General features: G+C 69.5%; 16 protein-coding genes and 1 pseudogene. 9 read left to right on the forward strand and 8 right to left on the reverse strand.

What is annotated here, in order from left to right:
* Positions 1 to 54: 54 nt before the first annotated feature.
* Positions 55 to 468, forward strand: a complete 414-nt coding sequence (locus ACIPSA_RS07765) for an anti-sigma regulatory factor (RefSeq protein WP_004925829.1) — start codon at positions 55 to 57, stop codon at positions 466 to 468.
* A gap of 17 nt (positions 469 to 485) precedes the next feature.
* The gene (locus ACIPSA_RS07770) at positions 486 to 1604 is read left to right on the forward strand and encodes an RNA polymerase sigma factor SigF (RefSeq protein WP_402630085.1); all 1119 of its coding nucleotides are present in this window, start codon (positions 486 to 488) and stop codon (positions 1602 to 1604) included.
* A gap of 254 nt (positions 1605 to 1858) precedes the next feature.
* Here the strand turns inward: ACIPSA_RS07770 and ACIPSA_RS07775 are convergent, their stop codons facing one another.
* On the reverse strand, positions 1859 to 2314 hold the full coding sequence (locus ACIPSA_RS07775) for a hypothetical protein (RefSeq protein WP_402630088.1): 456 nt from the start codon (positions 2312 to 2314) through the stop codon (positions 1859 to 1861).
* A gap of 116 nt (positions 2315 to 2430) precedes the next feature.
* Between ACIPSA_RS07775 and ACIPSA_RS07780 the strand changes: the two genes are divergently transcribed.
* Positions 2431 to 3399, forward strand: a complete 969-nt coding sequence (locus ACIPSA_RS07780) for a diacylglycerol/lipid kinase family protein (RefSeq protein WP_402630091.1) — start codon at positions 2431 to 2433, stop codon at positions 3397 to 3399.
* A 320-nt stretch (positions 3400 to 3719) separates the two neighbouring features.
* Positions 3720 to 3977: a WhiB family transcriptional regulator gene (locus ACIPSA_RS07785; protein ID WP_016639615.1), complete on the forward strand. Its 258-nt coding sequence runs from the start codon at positions 3720 to 3722 to the stop codon at positions 3975 to 3977.
* Positions 3978 to 4250: 273 nt separating this feature from the next.
* Here ACIPSA_RS07785 and ACIPSA_RS07790 read toward each other — a convergent pair whose 3' ends face one another.
* Positions 4251 to 5717 carry a sensor histidine kinase gene (locus ACIPSA_RS07790; RefSeq protein ID WP_402631684.1) on the reverse strand — a complete coding sequence of 489 codons (1467 nt, stop codon included), beginning with the start codon at positions 5715 to 5717 and terminating at the stop codon, positions 4251 to 4253.
* Positions 5718 to 6063: 346 nt separating this feature from the next.
* On the reverse strand, positions 6064 to 6540 hold the full coding sequence (locus ACIPSA_RS07795) for a TetR family transcriptional regulator C-terminal domain-containing protein (RefSeq protein ID WP_402630093.1): 477 nt from the start codon (positions 6538 to 6540) through the stop codon (positions 6064 to 6066).
* On the opposite strand from ACIPSA_RS07795, the pseudogene ACIPSA_RS07800 reads away from it, so the two are divergent.
* A pseudogene (locus ACIPSA_RS07800) lies at positions 6496 to 6588 on the forward strand (short-chain dehydrogenase); the annotation flags it as partial. The gene ACIPSA_RS07795 and the pseudogene ACIPSA_RS07800 overlap by 45 nt on opposite strands.
* A gap of 26 nt (positions 6589 to 6614) precedes the next feature.
* Here ACIPSA_RS07800 and ACIPSA_RS07805 read toward each other — a convergent pair.
* Positions 6615 to 7685 (reverse strand): SIS domain-containing protein, encoded by a 1071-nt coding sequence (locus tag ACIPSA_RS07805; protein ID WP_402630096.1) that lies wholly within the window; start codon positions 7683 to 7685, stop codon positions 6615 to 6617.
* Between the two features lie 197 nt (positions 7686 to 7882).
* Between ACIPSA_RS07805 and nagB the strand changes: the two genes are divergently transcribed.
* On the forward strand, positions 7883 to 8668 hold the full coding sequence (nagB, locus tag ACIPSA_RS07810; RefSeq protein WP_402630099.1) for a glucosamine-6-phosphate deaminase: 786 nt from the start codon (positions 7883 to 7885) through the stop codon (positions 8666 to 8668).
* 235 nt (positions 8669 to 8903) lie between these two features.
* Here the strand turns inward: nagB and ACIPSA_RS07815 are convergent, their stop codons facing one another.
* From ACIPSA_RS07815 to ACIPSA_RS07830, 4 genes are all read right to left on the reverse strand, one after another.
* Positions 8904 to 10409 carry a glycoside hydrolase family 3 protein gene (locus tag ACIPSA_RS07815; protein WP_402630101.1) on the reverse strand — a complete coding sequence of 502 codons (1506 nt, stop codon included), beginning with the start codon at positions 10407 to 10409 and terminating at the stop codon, positions 8904 to 8906.
* Between the two features lie 9 nt (positions 10410 to 10418).
* Positions 10419 to 11261 (reverse strand): carbohydrate ABC transporter permease, encoded by an 843-nt coding sequence (locus ACIPSA_RS07820; RefSeq protein ID WP_402630106.1) that lies wholly within the window; start codon positions 11259 to 11261, stop codon positions 10419 to 10421.
* The gene (locus ACIPSA_RS07825; RefSeq protein ID WP_402630109.1) at positions 11258 to 12244 is read right to left on the reverse strand and encodes a carbohydrate ABC transporter permease; all 987 of its coding nucleotides are present in this window, start codon (positions 12242 to 12244) and stop codon (positions 11258 to 11260) included. Before ACIPSA_RS07825 ends, ACIPSA_RS07820 begins: the two co-directional genes overlap by 4 nt.
* Before the next feature lie 281 nt (positions 12245 to 12525).
* Complete coding sequence (locus ACIPSA_RS07830; protein ID WP_402630112.1) at positions 12526 to 13809, reverse strand: extracellular solute-binding protein; 1284 nt, start codon at positions 13807 to 13809, stop codon at positions 12526 to 12528.
* Positions 13810 to 14217: 408 nt separating this feature from the next.
* Between ACIPSA_RS07830 and ACIPSA_RS07835 the strand changes: the two genes are divergently transcribed.
* The 3 genes from ACIPSA_RS07835 (at position 14218) to mctP (ending at position 17013) form a co-directional block, all read left to right on the forward strand.
* Positions 14218 to 14982 carry a GntR family transcriptional regulator gene (locus ACIPSA_RS07835; protein ID WP_402630115.1) on the forward strand — a complete coding sequence of 255 codons (765 nt, stop codon included), beginning with the start codon at positions 14218 to 14220 and terminating at the stop codon, positions 14980 to 14982.
* 136 nt (positions 14983 to 15118) lie between these two features.
* The gene (locus tag ACIPSA_RS07840) at positions 15119 to 15388 is read left to right on the forward strand and encodes a DUF3311 domain-containing protein (RefSeq protein ID WP_402630117.1); all 270 of its coding nucleotides are present in this window, start codon (positions 15119 to 15121) and stop codon (positions 15386 to 15388) included.
* Positions 15385 to 17013 (forward strand): monocarboxylate uptake permease MctP, encoded by a 1629-nt coding sequence (gene mctP, locus ACIPSA_RS07845; protein WP_402630120.1) that lies wholly within the window; start codon positions 15385 to 15387, stop codon positions 17011 to 17013. Before ACIPSA_RS07840 ends, mctP begins: the two co-directional genes overlap by 4 nt.
* Positions 17014 to 17103 lie beyond the last annotated feature (90 nt).

Raw genomic sequence — 17103 nt, forward strand, 5'->3', positions numbered from 1 at the left:
ACCCCGAGGGGCGACCCTCGGCCCCGAAAAGCTTGTACCACCATGGAGGTGAGGGTGTCCCAGATCGCAGGCGAGCCCGCGACCCAGGACTTCGTGGAAGTCCGGCTGCCGGCTGCGGGTGCCTACCTGTCGGTGCTGCGGACGGCCACGGCCGGTCTCGCGGCCCGTTTGGACTTCACCCTGGACGAGATCGAGGACCTGCGCATCGCGGTGGACGAGGCCTGCGCGATCCTGCTCCAGCAGGCCGTGCCCGGCTCGGTGCTCAGCTGTGTCTTCCGGCTCGTCGACGACTCACTGGAGGTCACGGTGTCGGCCCCGACGACGGACGGCCACGCGCCCTCCCGGGACACCTTCGCCTGGACCGTACTGTCGGCCCTGGCGGGCAAGGTCTCCTCGGCCGTCGACGAGGACAAGACCGTGTCGATCAGCCTCTACAAACAGCGCGGCGCGGGACCCGGGCCGGCGTGAGGAACGGGGACGGGCCGGTGCGGGACGAAGAGCGCGGCACACGGGAGCTGCCGACCGAGGGCGCGGACCCTGCGGGCGGCCCCCGACGCATGGCGGACGGCATCGACGGCATCGACGGCATCCCCGAACAGGCCAGGCCGCATCCGGAGGACGACTCCGAGGAGGCCGGCTTCGAAGGTGCCGTGCAGAGCGCGCCTCTGGAAGGACGGAACGGGGGCGTGTCCCCAATCCATGAGGGTCCCCCCGCTCGCGCGAAGCCGAGAGTGGGGGAGGAGGCGAGGGCTCGGGGAAGGGCGACGGGCGGGACGATGAGCGAGCACGAACGGGACGACGAGCAGAGCGCGCCGGGCGTACCGGGTCTGCAGAGCACGCGGCACGACCCGCAGGACCGCAGCGGAGCGCGCGCGATGTTCGTCGAGCTGCGCAAGCTGAAGGACGGCAGCCCCGAGTACGCGGAGCTGCGCAACCAGCTGGTCCGCATGCACCTGCCGCTCGTCGAGCACCTCGCGCGCCGGTTCCGGAACCGCGGCGAGCCGCTGGACGACCTGACCCAGGTCGCCACCATCGGCCTGATCAAGTCGGTGGACCGCTTCGACCCGGAGCGCGGCGTCGAGTTCTCCACGTACGCCACCCCGACGGTCGTCGGCGAGATCAAGCGGCACTTCCGGGACAAGGGCTGGGCGGTCCGCGTCCCCCGTCGCCTCCAGGAACTGCGCCTGGCGCTCACCACGGCCACGGCCGAGCTCTCCCAGCAGCACGGCCGCTCCCCCACGGTCCACGAACTCGCCGAGAAGCTCGCCATCTCGGAGGAGGAGGTCCTGGAGGGCCTGGAGTCGGCCAACGCCTACTCCACCCTTTCCCTGGACGTCCCCGACACCGATGACGAGTCCCCGGCCGTCGCCGACACTCTCGGCGCCGAGGACGAGGCCCTGGAGGGCGTCGAGTACCGCGAGTCCCTGAAGCCGCTCCTGGAGGACCTCCCGCCTCGCGAGAAGCGGATCCTTCTCCTGCGCTTCTTCGGCAACATGACCCAGTCCCAGATCGCCCAGGAGGTCGGCATCTCCCAGATGCACGTCTCCCGCCTGCTGGCCCGGACCCTGGCCCAGCTCCGGGAGAAGCTGCTGGTCGAGGAGTAGCGGGACACAGCCGGACGAGAGCGACCGTCCGTCTCGATCACCCTGTAGGTTCCGCCCCACCACACCACGGGGACAAGCCCAGCCACGGCCGCCACAACCGCCACGGCTGGGCGCCGACAGCCCGGTCACGACCACGACGACCGGCACACGCCGCGGAGAATCACACCGGCCGCCACGACGACACTTCGCGCGCGGCTACGAACGGCCCGGACCCCGGTCCAGCTCCGGGAGAAGCAACCGACGGCGGCGGTCGGCTACTGCTTGGGCTCCTGCGCACGCCCCGGTCCCCGGATCCCCAGGGCCTCGGTCGTGGCCGGGTTCACCAGCAGCACCAGCGCCGCCACCGCGACGACGGCCAGCGCGATGCCGGCCGGGACGGCCACGCTGTCGGCCTGGAGGAGGTTGTAGGCCACGGGGAGGGCCATGATCTGGGTGATCACGGCGGGGCCCCGGCTCCAGCCGCGCCTCAGGAGCAGCCCACGGGCGGCCAGCAGCGGGAGAAGCGCGAGGACGACCAGTGTGACGCCCCCGGTCACAGCCTGCTGCCGGTCGTCAGGGTCGCCGGTGAGGCCGAGGACGAGCATCCACACGCCCCCGACCGCGAGCGCGAACCCCTCCAGCGCGGCCAGCGCCGCCGCGTACGTCAGACGGCGCGGGCGGGGTCCGTCGGCTTCGGCGGTGTCCGGCGTGGGGTTCTGCTCGCTGCTCACCCATGCAGGGTAGCCCTCGCCCCACGGGCCCGAGTGTCCAGGCTCACGGCCCCGTCTCTTACCTGATCCCTAACTCGGTCTGGGCCCAGTACCCCCCAGTAGGTACGCTGCAACCCATGCGTGCACTTCTCGTGGTCAATCCGGCGGCAACCACCACAAGCGCACGTAGGCGTGACGTGCTGATCCACGCGCTGGCGAGTGAGATGAAGCTGGAGGCGGTCACCACCGAGTACCGCGGCCACGCGCGCGACCTGGGCCGGCAGGCGGCCGAGAGCGACGACATCGACCTGGTGGTGGCCCTCGGCGGCGACGGCACGGTCAACGAGGTCGTCAACGGACTGCTGCACAACGGCCCCGACCCCGAGCGCCTCCCCGGCCTCGCCGTCGTCCCCGGCGGCTCCACCAACGTCTTCGCCCGCGCCCTGGGCCTGCCCAACGACCCCGTGGAGGCAACCGGCGCCCTGCTGGACGCCCTGCGCGAGGAACGGGAACGCGTCGTCGGCCTGGGACTCACCTCGGGCACGCCGGGTACCGAGGACGAGGCCGTCCCGGCCCGCTGGTTCACCTTCAACGCCGGCCTCGGCTTCGACGCGGGCGTCGTCGGCCGCGTCGAGCAGCAGCGCGAGCGCGGCAAGAAGTCGACCCACGCGCTCTACGTCCGTCAGGTCGTCCGGCAGTTCTTCGGCGAGCAGCACCGGCGACACGGCACGATCACGCTCGAACGGCCCGGCGCGGACCCGGTCACCGATCTTGTCGTCGCCATAGTCTCGAACACGTCCCCTTGGACCTATCTCGGCAATCGCCCGATGTACACGTCGCCTAAGGCCTCGTTCGATAAAGGCATCGACGTACTCGGTCTCAGCCGTCTGTCCACGGCCGCGGTTGCCCGGTATGGCACCCAGTTGCTCACTTCGTCCCCCGAGCGCGGCCCCCATGGCAGGCATGCGGTCTCCCTGCACGACCTGGACCAGTTCACCTTGCATTCGAAGGCGCCGCTGCCGCTCCAGATGGACGGAGACCACCTCGGACTGCGTACGAGCGTGACGTTCACAGGCGTACGCCGCGCACTGCGTGTGATTGTGTGAGCGGAACGGGCTAAAGTCCTTTCACTCGAACGTTTAGGCCAGGATCCACCCCATGGAAGTACGGCTGTGACCCAGTCGACACCGAGGAATCAAAAAAAACTTTCCGGAAGGGGTTGTATCCGCCGCTGAGGTTTGCGAGTCTCTACGTGGCGATCGGGACGGCCCGCAAGACCGGCCTCCACTGATCACCAGAACCCCTCTTCACATCACAGGACCCACGCTGGCGAACCTGGCGGTAGGCCCTTCACTTGTTGAGGGATTCGTGAAAGCGTTCACATTCACAAGCAACCTGCACGTAATACCAAGGAGAGGTAGCAGCCATGGACTGGCGTCACAACGCCGTTTGCCGCGAGGAAGACCCCGAGCTCTTCTTCCCCATCGGCAACACCGGTCCTGCGCTGCTGCAGATCGAGGAAGCCAAGGCCGTCTGCCGTCGCTGCCCTGTCATGGAGCAGTGCCTGCAGTGGGCGCTTGAGTCCGGCCAGGACTCCGGCGTCTGGGGTGGTCTCAGCGAGGACGAGCGCCGCGCCATGAAGCGCCGCGCCGCCCGCAACCGGGCCCGTCAGGCCTCCGCCTGACAACAACCCACCCCGCTCTGACAGCCTGAGCTTGGCGGCGCGTACAGCGAGTACGCATCTCCCGCCCCCGAGCCGCAGCGCGCAGTACCCCCGATGCGCTTAGCAGTAAACGAGCAGCAACGAGCACTGGCCCCGGACCTGATCAAGGTCCGGGGCTCTTTGCTGTTCGGAGCCGATGCCGCTGAGTCGTATTGCTGAGTCGTATTGCCGTTCGGAACTCCTGCCACGGCATTCGGGTGACGGAGTCGTCCAGCACCGGCACCTCGATGTCCGCTACTTCTGTGCCCTCACCGGGATGTCCAGGATCACCCGCGTCCCCCGCTCCGGCGCCGGGACCATGTCGAACGTCCCGCCCAACTCGCCCTCGACCAGGGTCCGTACGATCTGCAGTCCCAGATTGCCCGCGGTCTGCGGGTCGAAGCCCTCGGGCAGGCCCACGCCGTCGTCCTGGACGGTGACGAGGAGACGGGCCTCCTTGCTGGTGCCGCCGCGGACCGCCGAGACCTCGACCGTGCCCGTGTCCCCCTCACGGAAGCCGTGTTCGAGGGCGTTCTGCAGGATTTCGGTCAGAACCATCGACAGCGGGGTCGCGACCTCGGCGTCGAGCACGCCGAAGACGCCGCTGCGCCGGCCGGTGACCTTGCCGGGCGAGATCTCCGCGACCATCGCGAGCACACGGTCGGCGATCTCGTCGAACTCCACGCGCTCGTCCAGATTCTGGGACAGCGTCTCGTGCACGATCGCGATCGAGCCGACACGCCGTACGGCCTCCTCCAGAGCCTCCCGGCCCCGTTCGGACTCGATGCGCCTGGCCTGGAGGCGAAGCAGGGCGGCGACCGTCTGGAGGTTGTTCTTCACCCGGTGGTGGATCTCCCGGATGGTCGCGTCCTTGGTGATCAACTCGCGTTCACGGCGGCGCAGTTCGGTGACGTCCCGCAGCAGTACCAGCGAACCGATGCGGGTGCCCTTGGGCTTGAGCGGGATCGCCCGGAACTGGATCACCCCGTCGTTCGACTCGATCTCGAACTCACGGGGCGCCCAGCCGCTGGCGACCTTGGCCAGCGCCTCGTCGACCGGCCCCCGGGTCGGGGCGAGTTCGGCGGTGGTCGTGCCCAGCTCCTGGCCGACCAGGTCGGCGGCGAGGCCGAGGCGATGGTAGGCGGACAGGGCGTTCGGGGAGGCGTACTGGACGATGCCGTCGGCGTCGAGCCGGAGCAGGCCGTCGCCGACACGCGGCGAGGCGTCCATGTCGACCTGCTGGTTCGGGAAGGGGAAGGAGCCGGCCGCGATCATCTGGGCCAGGTCGGACGCGCTCTGGAGGTAGGTCAGCTCCAGGCGGCTCGGGGTCCGGACGGTGAGCAGGTTGGTGTTGCGGGCGATGACGCCCAGGACCCGCCCCTCCCGTCGCACGGGGATGGACTCGACCCGGACGGGGACCTCCTCGCGCCACTCCGGGTCGCCCTCGCGCACGATCCGGCCCTCGTCGAGCGCCGCGTCCAGCATGGGGCGGCGGCCGCGCGGGACCAGGTGGCCGACCATGTCGTCCTGGTAGGAGGTGGGGCCGGTGTTGGGCCGCATCTGGGCGACCGAGACATAGCGGGTTCCGTCACGGGTGGGAACCCACAGGACCAGGTCGGCGAAGGACAGGTCGGAGAGCAGCTGCCACTCCGAGACCAGCAGGTGGAGCCACTCGAGATCGGAGTCGTCGAGGGCGGTGTGCTGGCGTACGAGTTCGTTCATGGAGGGCACGTGTGCGAGCGTACCCGGGCATTTGTACGTGGCCGAAAAACACCCGCGGGCCGCGGCGCCTGGGAGGGACCCTCAACCCTCCCGGCACCGCAGCCCGGAGCAGTATCGGCCGCGGGGTGTGCGGTCCCGGTCGGCCGAAGGATGAGGAGCCGGGGCAGTCAGGGCAGAGAGCTCCGGATCCTCGGTCCGCCCTCCTGTGCGGGGAAGACGGAAGAGTGCGGTTGCGTCACGGTCGTACCGCACGCATTCCTCCTACGCATTGTGGACTAGACCATGATGTGTGTCCATGCGTTGGAGGCTGTTCACAGTTGACGGATTGCAGCCTAGCCCGCCCGGGTCACCTACGGGGACAGATAGCCATGGCAATTTCCGCGAGGGCTTGGAGTTCCGCGCGGCTCGCTCCGTCGCGCGCCTGCTGGGACATGCCCTGGAAGACGGCACCGGCATGGCGGGCGAGCACGGCGGCGTCGGTGTCCGGCGGCAGCTCGCCGCCGGCGACGTCCGCCTTCATACGGCTCTCGATGGCGGTGATGTCCGCGTTGCGCTGCCGGCGCAGGGCATCCTCCACCTCGGGGGTCGTGCAGTTGGTGGCCGCTTGGATCACCAGGCAGCCGTGCGGGTGGCCGGGGTCGGTGAACTCGGCCGCGGCCTCACGCAGCGGCCGGGCGACCCCGGCGCGGGCGGTCGCCTCCTCGTCCAGGGCGCGGCGCGAGAACGAGCCGTACGACCCGGCATGGACCAGCACCACCGCAGGGGAATCGGGCGCGGGATCGCCGAGCGGCTGGGGCGGGACGGGGCCCGGGTCGCGGTGCACCACGGACGCGACAAGGAGGCGGCGGAGAAGGCGGTCGCCGCCGTCGAGGGGCCCCGCCCGCCCATTTTTCACTGTCAGCGAGTCTCCGTCACCTTCGCGAGGGCGCGGGGCGCGTCCGGGTCCTGGCCCCGGGCGATGGTGACCTCATAGGCCAGCAGCTGCAGCGGGATGATCTCCAGGATCGGCTGGACCTCCTCGGCGACCCCTTCGGTGGGCAGGGCGAAGCCGGCGGAGGCCTGCTCGACCTGACTCTCGGGCCCGATGACGACCAGGTCGGCACCCCGGTCGCGCAGCCGGTCGAGCACGGGCTGCAGAGCCTCGCCGCCCTTGCCGTCGGTGACGACCGCGATGACCGGCGAGACGTTGTCGACCATGGCGAGCGGACCGTGCAGGAGGTCGGCTCCGGAGTAGGAGAGCGCGGGGATGTAGCTGGTCTCCATCAGCTTGAGGGCCGCTTCCTTGGCCGTGGGGTAGCCGTAGCCGCGTGAGGTGATGACCATGCGCTCGGCGAAGCGGTAGCGGGCGGCCAGCGCGCGGATCTCGTTCTGCCGGGCGAGGAGCTGCTCGGCGAGCTCGGGCAGCACCTTGGCGGCGGCGCCGTCGCCGCCGCGCAGGCCTTCGACGAAGAGATGGAGAGCAAGGAGGGAGGCCGTGTAGGTCTTGGTGGCCGGGAGGGCCTTCTCCGGTCCGGCCAGGATGTCGATGTGGTACTCGGAGACGCCGGCCAGCGGGGAGTCCGGGTTGTTGGTCACGGCGAGGGTGATCGCCCCGGCCTCGCGGGCGGCCCGGGTGGAGGCGACCAGGTCGGGTGAGCCGCCGGACTGACTGACGGTGACGACGAGGACATCGGTGAGGTCGGGGCGGGCGCCGTAGGCCGTGGTGGTCGACATGGAGGTGAGACCGCAGGGCAGGCCGAGGCGGATCTCCAGGAGGTACTTGGCGTACAGGGCGGCGTTGTCGGAGGTGCCGCGGGCGGTCAGCAGGACGAAACGGGGCCGGCGGGCGGCGATCTCCTGGGCCACCTGCCGGATGGCCGGGGCTCCCTCGTCCAGGATCCTGCGGAGCACGGCGGGCTGTTCGGCCATCTCGCGGGCCATGATCCGGCCCGGGGGCTCGACGAGGGGGTCCGGAGTCGTGACGGTCATGGTGAGTCCTCCCGGAGCACGCTGGGCGCTGCGGATCGCTGTCGGATCAGTGTCGGATCGGTGTCGGATCGCGGAACGTCGACGGGTCGTGTTTCCCTATTTCACCCCCTTGGAGGGGCGCCGTCCGTGCGGGGTGAATGTTAGATTGGTCTAAACCACATAGACCTTCCAGCCCTCTTCAGAACGGCAGGCCCAGCGTGGAAGTTGTCATCGTTCCGGATGCCGCGGCGGGTGGCGAGCTGATCGCCGAGGCCATGGCCCAGTTGCTGCGACGCAAGCCCGAAGCGCTGCTCGGTGTGGCCACCGGCTCGACCCCGCTGCCCGTCTACCAGGCATTGACGGCCAAGGTGCGCTCCGGCGCGGTGGACGCCTCGCGGGCCCGGATCGCTCAGCTCGACGAGTACGTGGGGCTGCCCGCGGAGCACACGGAGTCCTACCGCTCGGTGCTGCGGCGGGAGGTGCTGGAGCCGCTCGGGATCGGGATGGACGCGTTCATGGGGCCGGACGGCACGGCGCAGGACGTGCAGGCGGCGTGCGAGGCGTACGACACGGCGCTCGCCGCGGCCGGCGGTGTGGATCTGCAGCTGCTCGGGATCGGTACCGACGGGCATATCGGGTTCAACGAACCGTGTTCCTCGCTCGCCTCGCGCACGCGGATCAAGACGCTGACCGAGCAGACCCGGATCGACAACGCGCGCTTCTTCGACGGAGACATCGAGCAGGTGCCGCACCACGTCATCACCCAGGGCATAGGCACGATCCTGGAGGCGCGGCACCTGGTGCTGCTGGCCACCGGTGAGGGCAAGGCGGACGCGGTCGCGGCGACCGTGGAGGGACCGGTGGCCGCGGTCTGCCCTGCCTCCGCCCTCCAGCTCCACCCGCACGCGACCGTGGTCGTCGACGAGGCGGCCGCGTCCAAGCTGAAGCTGGCGGACTACTTCCGGCACACCTACGTCAACAAGCCGGACTGGCAGGGGATCTGACCTCCGGGGGGAGGGCGCTGCGGGACTAAGCGGGTCCTGGGAAGTCCGGTGCGGTTCGGCAGCGCCCTGAAGGGGCGCGGAGCGCTGTCGACATGCGGCTCCGCCGCGATGGAGGTCCCCCCTGTTCGAGCGAAGCCGAGAACTTGGGGGAGCGACCAGCCACGACGGACCCGCGGACGACACACCGGACTTCCAGCGGAGCGCTCAGGCGCCCGCGATGACCTCCGCGGAGCGCTCAGGCGCCCGCGATGACCTCCGCCGCGGCCCGGCCGCACACCCGGGCCGCGCCGTGGGTGGCGATGTGGAGAGCGCCTCTGGGCGGGACCTGGGGGACGCCCATCTCGACCACGATCGTGTCCGGGCGGGCCGCCAGGAGGGCGTCGAGGGCCGCGGTCATCCAAGGGTGCCGGTGCTCGTCGCGGACGACGGCCACGATGCGACGGGCGTCCGCCGCGATCAGCGCCGCCGGCCCCGCGTCCTCCCCCGCGAAGCTCCCCGTCTCCGTGCCGGGCAGCAGGCGGCCCAGCTCCGCGGCGACACCCCACGGGGTCTCGTCACCGACGGCGATGTTCGCGACGGGAGTGAAGGCGGCTACATAGGGGGCCGAGGTCAGGGGCTCGTACGACCCGGCGTCCGTCACGGTGAGCGCGCGTCGGGCGGCGACGAGGCCGATGTCGGCCCGGACACCTCCGCCGGTCTCGTCGGTGGGGGCTCCCACCGCCCAGCGCGCCAGTCCCCGCACCCGTTCCGCCGCGTCCACCAGGCGTTCCTCGGGGAGTTCCCCGGAGCGGACCGCCGTGACCAGGGCGTCGCGCAGGCGCCGTACCGTCTCGGCGTCCGCCAGGCCGCCGCCCACGCAGATGGCGTCGGCACCGGCGGCGATGGCGAGGACGCTGCCGCGTTCGATGCCGTAGGTGGCGGCGATGGCCTGCATCTCCATGCCGTCGGTGACGATCAGGCCGTCGTAGCCGAGTTCGCCGCGGAGTAGCTCGGTGAGCACCCGGTGGGACAGCGTCGCCGGGCGGTCCGGGTCAAGGGCCGGCACCAGGATGTGGGCGCTCATCACGGCCCGCGTGCCGGCCGCGATCGCGGCGCGGAAGGGGGCCAGTTCGCGGGAGGCCAGCACCGCGGCGTCCGCCTCGATGCGGGGCAGCGCGTGGTGCGAGTCGATCGCCGTGTCGCCGTGGCCGGGAAAGTGCTTCGTGCAGGCGGCCACTCCGGCCGACTGCAGACCCGTGACATAGGCCGCCGTGTGCCGGGCGACCAGGTCGGTGTCGGCACCGAAGGACCGTACGCCGATGACCGGGTTGGCGGGGTTGGAGTTCACGTCGGCGGACGGGGCCCAGTTGAGGTTCACCCCGCAGGCGGCGAGGCGACGGCCGAGTTCGAGGGCCACCTCGCGGGTCAGTTCGACGTCGTCGACCGCGCCCAGGGCGTGGTTGCCGGGAAAGGAGGAACCGGTCCGCACCTCCAGGCGGGTCACGTCCCCGCCCTCCTCATCGACGGCGACGAGGACGTCCTCCCGCTCCACGCGCAACTGCGCGGTCAGACGGGCCAGTTGTTCCGGCGAGGCTATGTTGCGGCCGAACAGACCCACGGACGCGAGGCCCTCGCCGAGGCGGCGCAGCAGCCAGTCGGGGGCCGTGGTGCCGGTGAAGCCGGGCTGGAGGACGGTGAGGGCGTCTCGCGTCAGGCGGTCCTTTGAATTGGACGCAGTGGTACCGCTGGCGAATGTCGTCATCGAGTGGCGTTATCCCTTCACGGCGCCCGCGGTCAGGCCCGCGGCCATCTTGCGCTGGACGAGGAGGAACAGGACGACGATCGGCACGGCCATCATCGTGGCGCCGGCCATCATCGGGGCGTATTCGGTGCCGTGCTTGGTGGTGAAGTTGCCGAGCCAGACTGTCGCGGTCTGGTTCTCCTGGCTCATGAGCATCAGGGCGTACAGGTACTCGTTCCAGGCCAGGATGAAGCCGTAGACCGAGGTGGCGACCATGCCGGGGGCGAGGAGGGGGAGGACGACGCGGATGAAGGCGCCGGTGCGCGAGCAGCCGTCCACCATGGCGGCCTCCTCCAGCTCCTTCGGGACGTTGACGATGAATCCGCGCAGCGTCCACACCGTGAAGGGCAGGATGAAGGTCAGGTAGGTGATGATCAGACCGGAGAGCTTGTCGTACTGGTCCAGATCGTTCAGGAGCAGGAAGACCGGGATGATCATGGAGACCAGCGGGACCATCTGGACCGCCAGGATGCCCACGATCACGACCTTGCGGCCGCGGAAGGCGAACCGGGAGATGGCGAGCGCGGCCAGCATGCCGACGACCACGCCGATCACCACCACCGAGAGGGAGACGATCAGGCTGCGGCCGACCGGGCCCCAGAAGTCCGCGATGTCCAGCGCCCGGCGGAAGTTGTCCAGCGTGAGGCCGGTCGGCAGCAGGCTGGGGTCCGGGTCGATGGCGTCCTTCGCGGGCTTGAACGCCGTGTCGACCATCCAGTAGACGGGGAAGCCCGCCACGGCGAAGACGAGGAGACCGAGGAGGTTCCAGCCGAGCCTCGACCTCCGGCGCGCCTGGGGAGCGAGGGCACTCATTCGACCTCTCCGATCTTCAGCATCTGACGCATGTAGACGGCGACCACTCCGAGCAGCAGCACCACGGTGATCAGGGCGATCGCCGAGCCCTGCGCGTAGTCGTTGATCACGAAGGCGCGGTCGTACGAGTAGGTGGTGAGGAGCTGGAACTCGGCCTCCGGGTGTCCGTTCCGCATCACGAAGACCTGCGGGAAGACGCCCATGTCCCAGATGACCGACAGGGTCGTGAGCATCACGACGATCGGCTTGAGGATCGGGAGGGTGACGTAGCGGAAGACGCCCCAGGCACCCGCGCCGTCCAGCCGGGCCGCCTCCTCCAGTTCCTTCGGGACCTGGGTGAGACCGGCGCTGAGTGTGATGACCACGAAGGGGACCGCGCCCCAGACCACCAGGAGCATGATCACGGCCAGCCCCTCGGGCCCGCTCGCGAACCAGTTGTGGCCGATCAGGTCGACGCCCGGCAGCTTGCTCAGCAGCGCGTTGAGGATGCCGTAGTCCGCGTCGAAGAGCCATTTGAAGACCGTGGTGGCGACGATGACGGGCATGCCCCAGCTCGCCACCAGCGCGATGTTGACGAGGGTCTTCACCCAGCCGGAGACGCGCTGGAGCAGCAGGGCGATCAGCATGCCGAGGACCATCGTGATGACGACCGAGCCGGCCGCGAACACGATGGTGCGCACGACGACCTGCCAGAACTCGTCGTCGTCCAGCACCGTGGAGAAGTTGGCGAACCCGACGGACTCGGCCGGCTTGAATCCCCATAGCTGGGCCTTCCCGAACTCCTGGAAGGACAGGGTGACCAGGCGGACCAGCGGGTAGCCCATGACCAGGGCCAGGATCAGCAGACACGGCGCGAGCAGCAGCCAGGGGGTGGCCGCGCCGCCCGACGTCCGCTTTCCGCGTGGCCGTTCCGGGGGTCCCGGTGGCGGCGCCTGCCGCGCCGGCGGCACCTTGGCGGGGGTGGTCGTGTCTGCGGCACTCATCGCGCGCTCCTCAGCGGGTCCCTCGGGTCGTACGAGAAGCAGGGCCCTGTCGGCGGACAGGGCCCCGCGCCCGGGGCCTGTCTTCCGGATCTTGCCGGGGTCGCGGGGTCTGGCACGCACTCCCCCAAGCTCTTCGAGCAGGGGGACCCCCAGGCGTTGTCGTCGGTCGCCGACGCTCCGCGTCGACTCCCTCCTCCGCCTGCAGCTGCACGCACCAGACCCCGCTCGGCCGGAAGGCTCGGTCGGCTGGAGCCGGCCTGATCCGGAAGACAGGCCCCAGGTCACTTGGTGTTGATGACCTTGTCGATCGCGGCGTCCGCGTCCTTCGCGGCGGCCTCGACCGACTTCTTGCCGGTGCCGATGTTCTGCAGCATGGTCTGCAGGACCTGGGCCTTCTCGACCTGGCCCCAGCCGGGGGCCATCGGGACGAACCAGTTGGACTCGGCCGCGGTGGCCGGGACCGCGGTCGCCGGGTTGCTCTTCAGGGTGGCGAGGTCGGTCTTGTTGTTGGGCAGGTTGCCCTTGGCCATCAGGCCCTTCTGCCCGGCGGGACCGGTGAAGGCGTTGATCCACTCGGCGGCGACGCCCTGGGCCTTGGACTTCGCCGGGATGGCGAGGTCGGAGCCGCCCAGGAAGACCGGCATGTTCTTGCCGGACGGGCCGGGCATCACGAAGTTCTCGAGGTTGTCCTTGAGCTTGCCCGTCTTGTCGTTCTTCGGATCGGCCGCGGTCGCGCCCTCCCAGGCCGCGCCGAAGATCATGGCGGACTTGCCCTGGCCGTAGACGATGTAGCGGTCGGACTCGTCCTTGGTCTTGTCGCCGTGCATGTACTTGTCGACGACGTTCTTGAAGTCCTTGAGGCCCTTGACGGACTCGGGCGAGGAGAGGTTGGCCTTCCACTGGCCGCCGGACTCGACGGCGATGGAGCCGCCCGCGTCGTAGACGAAGGACATAGCCGCGTACCAGTCGCGGGTGGGCTGGTACCAGGCGTTGAACTTGCTGCCCTCCTTCTTCTGGATCTTGTCCAGGGCGGCGGTCAGCTCGGCGTAGGTCTTCGGGGGCGTCTTGACGCCGACCGAAGCCGCCACGTCCTTGCGCCAGTTGGCGACGCGGCCGCCGGCGTAGTACGGGACGCCGTAGGTCTTGCCGTCGTACGTCACGGAGGCCTTGAGGCCGTCCAGCCAGGCGGAGGAGTTGCTGAACTTCGAGGCATCGACCGGCGCGAAGGCGCCCGTGACCATGTAGCTCAGCATCTCGGTGTTGCCCATCTCGACCACGTCGGGGGCCTTGTCCGTGGCGAGGACGGCGTCCAGCTTGGTGTTCTTGTCCGGCCAGCCGTAGTACTCGTGCTTGATCTTGATGCCGGGGTGCTTCTTCTGCACCGCGGCGTCGGCGGCCTTCACCAGGTCGGGCCAGTTGTTCTGGGCGTCCACGGTGAGCCAGACGGTCAGCTCCTTGGCGTCCGCCCCCTGTGCCTTGCCGTCGTCCTTCTTGCCACTGCCACACGCCGCGATGGAGACGACCATGCCCGCGATACCGATCGCGGCTATCAGCCTGCGCTTCACGCCACCCTCCTCAGGGATGCCACAAACCCCCCTGCCTCCCCGCGGTTCCGTTCAACACGCCGTACCGCCCATGGGGCCGGGACCTGGACCAATGGTGTAGACCAGCACCCGGAGCTTGGCCCAGACCAATAGGCCTGTCAAGGGTGTTCAGGCAGGCTCCGGGCGTCCGTGATACGACCGAGATATGCAGGGACCTTTCATTCCTCAAGCGACAGATCGGACGGACCAGTTCCGGTGGACCACTGACGCCGAGGGGGTCGATGGACTAGACCAACGGGGGGCGCAAAGGTATACAGGGAGACCACGGAGCGTGCGGGCGGACCCCTGTCACACGAAGCCGTGCCACGATGTGAGCCGTGGCCGATGGGATGTCGGTCGCTTCGGCATACGGAGCCGGGAAGGCAGAGCATGAGCACCGACGTCAGCAGTGCGGAGAACGAGGGTGGGGCGACCGTCCGTACCGCGCGTGTGCCCAAGTACTACCGCTTGAAGAAGCATCTGCTCGACATGACGGAGACGCTGCCGCCGGGCACGCCGGTCCCGCCCGAGCGCACCCTCGCCGCCGAGTTCGACACCTCGCGCACCACCGTCCGCCAGGCCCTCCAGGAGCTGGTCGTCGAGGGCCGGCTGGAGCGGATCCAGGGCAAGGGCACCTTCGTCGCCAAGCCGAAGGTCTCCCAGGCGCTGCAACTCACCTCCTACACCGAGGACATGCGCGCCCAGGGCCTGGAGCCGACCTCGCAGCTGCTGGACATCGGGTACATCACCGCCGACGACCGCCTCGCCGAGCTGCTCGACATCGCAGCCGGCGGCCGAGTGCTGCGCATCGAGCGGCTGCGCATGGCCAACGGCGAGCCGATGGCCATCGAGACCACGCACCTGTCCGCCAAGCGCTTCCCGGCGCTGCGCCGCAGCCTCGTCAAGTACACGTCCCTCTACACCGCCCTCGCGGAGGTGTACGACGTCCACCTCGCGGAGGCAGAGGAGACCATCGAGACCTCGCTGGCCACACCGCGCGAGGCGGGCCTGCTCGGCACCGACGTGGGCCTGCCGATGCTGATGCTCTCCCGCCACTCGCTGGACCGGGAGGGCAAGCCGGTGGAGTGGGTCCGTTCCGTCTACCGGGGCGACCGGTACAAGTTCGTGGCCAGGCTCAAGCGCCCCCAGGACTGACCCGGGCCGAAGTCTTCACGCCACCACCCCGAAATCGACATACCGATATCCGAATTAGGTCTTCCGCTGCCACGACGCCGTCACCTAAATTGCCTGCGCATTACACAGGTGATCAGCGAGGGGACGGAGCCTTGGCATGTCCGAAACGCCTGAAGTGAGACCACCGGTGGTGACACCGGTCCGCGTGGTCATCGGTCTGTGTCTCGTCGCGCCCTTCGTGGCGATGCTGTGGGTGGGCTCCTACGCCAAGACCGACCCCGCATTCGTCGGGATCCCGTTCTTCTACTGGTACCAGATGCTGTGGGTGGTCATCTCCACCGCGCTGACGGCGACCGCGTACAAGCTGTGGGAGCGTGACCGGCGCGCCCGCACGTCGGCCCGGCAGGGCGGGGGTGCGTCGAAGTGAAGGACGGCGTGAACGGCGTCGCGCTCGGCGTCTTCATCTTCTTCTTCCTGGCCGTCACGGTCATGGGCTTCCTGGCCGCGCGCTGGCGCCGGGCCGAGAACGAGCACAGCCTCGACGAATGGGGCCTGGGCGGACGGTCGTTCGGCACCTGGGTCACCTGGTTCCTGCTCGGCGGCGACCTGTACACGGCGTACACCTTCGTCGCCGTACCGGCGGCGATCTACGCGGCGGGCGCGGCCGGCTTCTTCGCCGTCCCGTACACCATCCTCGTCTACCCCCTGATCTTCGTCTTCCTCCCGCGCCTGTGGTCGGTGTCCCACCGGCACGGCTATGTGACGACCTCGGACTTCGTGCGCGGCCGCTTCGGCTCCAAGGGCCTGTCGCTGGCGGTGGCGCTCACCGGAATCCTGGCGACGATGCCGTACATCGCGCTCCAGCTGGTCGGAATCCAGGCCGTTCTCGACGTGATGGGCGTCGGCGGCGGCGAGAACACCAACTGGTTCGTGAAGGACCTGCCGCTGCTCATAGCCTTCGGCGTGCTGGCCGCGTACACGTACTCCTCGGGCCTGCGGGCGCCCGCCCTGATCGCGTTCGTGAAGGACGCGCTGATCTACATCGTCATCACGGTGGCCATCATCTACATCCCGATCAAGCTGGGCGGCTTCGACGACGTCTTCGCGAAGGCGGGCGAGGCGTTCGGGCAGGTCAACCCGGCGACCGGCAAGCCGCGCGGCGCTCTCGTCCCGCCGGAGGCCGGGCAGTGGACGTACGCCACACTGGCGCTGGGCTCCGCGCTCGCGCTCTTCATGTACCCGCACTCGGTCACCGCGACGCTCTCCTCGCGCAGCCGTGACGTGATCCGCCGCAACACCACGATCCTGCCGCTGTACTCCCTCATGCTCGGCCTGCTGGCCCTGCTGGGCTTCATGGCGATCGCGGCGGGCGTGAAGGTGCAGAACGGCCAGCTGGCCATCCCGCAGCTGTTCGAGAACATGTTCCCGGACTGGTTCGCGGGCGTGGCCTTCGCGGCGATCGGCATCGGCGCCCTGGTCCCCGCGGCCATCATGTCCATCGCGGCCGCGAACCTCTTCACCCGCAACATCTACAAGGACTTCATCAAGCCGGACGCGACGCCGCAGCAGGAGACGAAGGTCTCCAAGCTGGTCTCCCTGCTGGTGAAGGTCGGCGCCCTGGTCTTCGTCCTGACCATGGACAAGACCGTCGCGATCAACTTCCAGCTGCTCGGCGGCATCTGGATCCTGCAGACCTTCCCGGCCCTGGTCGGCGGCCTGTTCACCCGCTGGTTCCACCGCTGGGCGCTGCTCGCGGGCTGGGCCGTCGGCATGGCGTACGGCACCGTCGCCGCCTACGGTGTCGCCTCGCCGACGCAGAACCACTTCGGCGGCTCGGCGAAGGAGATCCCGGGCATCGGCGAGATCGGCTACATCGGACTGACCGCCTTCGTGCTCAACGTGGTCGTCACGGTGGTCCTGACCTTCGTCCTGAAGGCGCTGAAGGCCCCCGAGGGCATCGACGAGACCAGCCCGGAGGACTACACGGCGGACGCGGGCGACCCCGGAGTCCAGGTGGAACTGCCGCCGGCCACGGCGGAGAGCGCACACTGAGGTCACCGGGTACCCCCTGACGCCACCGGGTACCCCTGAGGCCACCGGGTACGACGACGGGCCGCCGGAGGAAAATCCGGAGGCCCGTTG

The organism is Streptomyces sp. NPDC086549 (genome assembly GCF_044746205.1).
In the GTDB taxonomy this organism is placed as follows: Bacteria; Actinomycetota; Actinomycetes; order Streptomycetales; family Streptomycetaceae; genus Streptomyces.

Coding starts and splice junctions, on each gene's coding strand:
- ACIPSA_RS07815 (WP_402630101.1), bottom strand. CDS start 10,409: ATGACGACATTCGCCAGCGGTACCACTGCGTCCAATTCAAAGGACCGC.
- ACIPSA_RS07840 (WP_402630117.1), top strand. CDS start 15,119: ATGTCCGAAACGCCTGAAGTGAGACCACCGGTGGTGACACCGGTCCGC.
- ACIPSA_RS07820 (WP_402630106.1), bottom strand. CDS start 11,261: ATGAGTGCCCTCGCTCCCCAGGCGCGCCGGAGGTCGAGGCTCGGCTGG.
- ACIPSA_RS07790 (WP_402631684.1), bottom strand. CDS start 5,717: ATGAACGAACTCGTACGCCAGCACACCGCCCTCGACGACTCCGATCTC.
- ACIPSA_RS07780 (WP_402630091.1), top strand. CDS start 2,431: ATGCGTGCACTTCTCGTGGTCAATCCGGCGGCAACCACCACAAGCGCA.
- ACIPSA_RS07825 (WP_402630109.1), bottom strand. CDS start 12,244: ATGAGTGCCGCAGACACGACCACCCCCGCCAAGGTGCCGCCGGCGCGG.
- ACIPSA_RS07785 (WP_016639615.1), top strand. CDS start 3,720: ATGGACTGGCGTCACAACGCCGTTTGCCGCGAGGAAGACCCCGAGCTC.
- ACIPSA_RS07835 (WP_402630115.1), top strand. CDS start 14,218: ATGAGCACCGACGTCAGCAGTGCGGAGAACGAGGGTGGGGCGACCGTC.
- ACIPSA_RS07805 (WP_402630096.1), bottom strand. CDS start 7,685: ATGACCGTCACGACTCCGGACCCCCTCGTCGAGCCCCCGGGCCGGATC.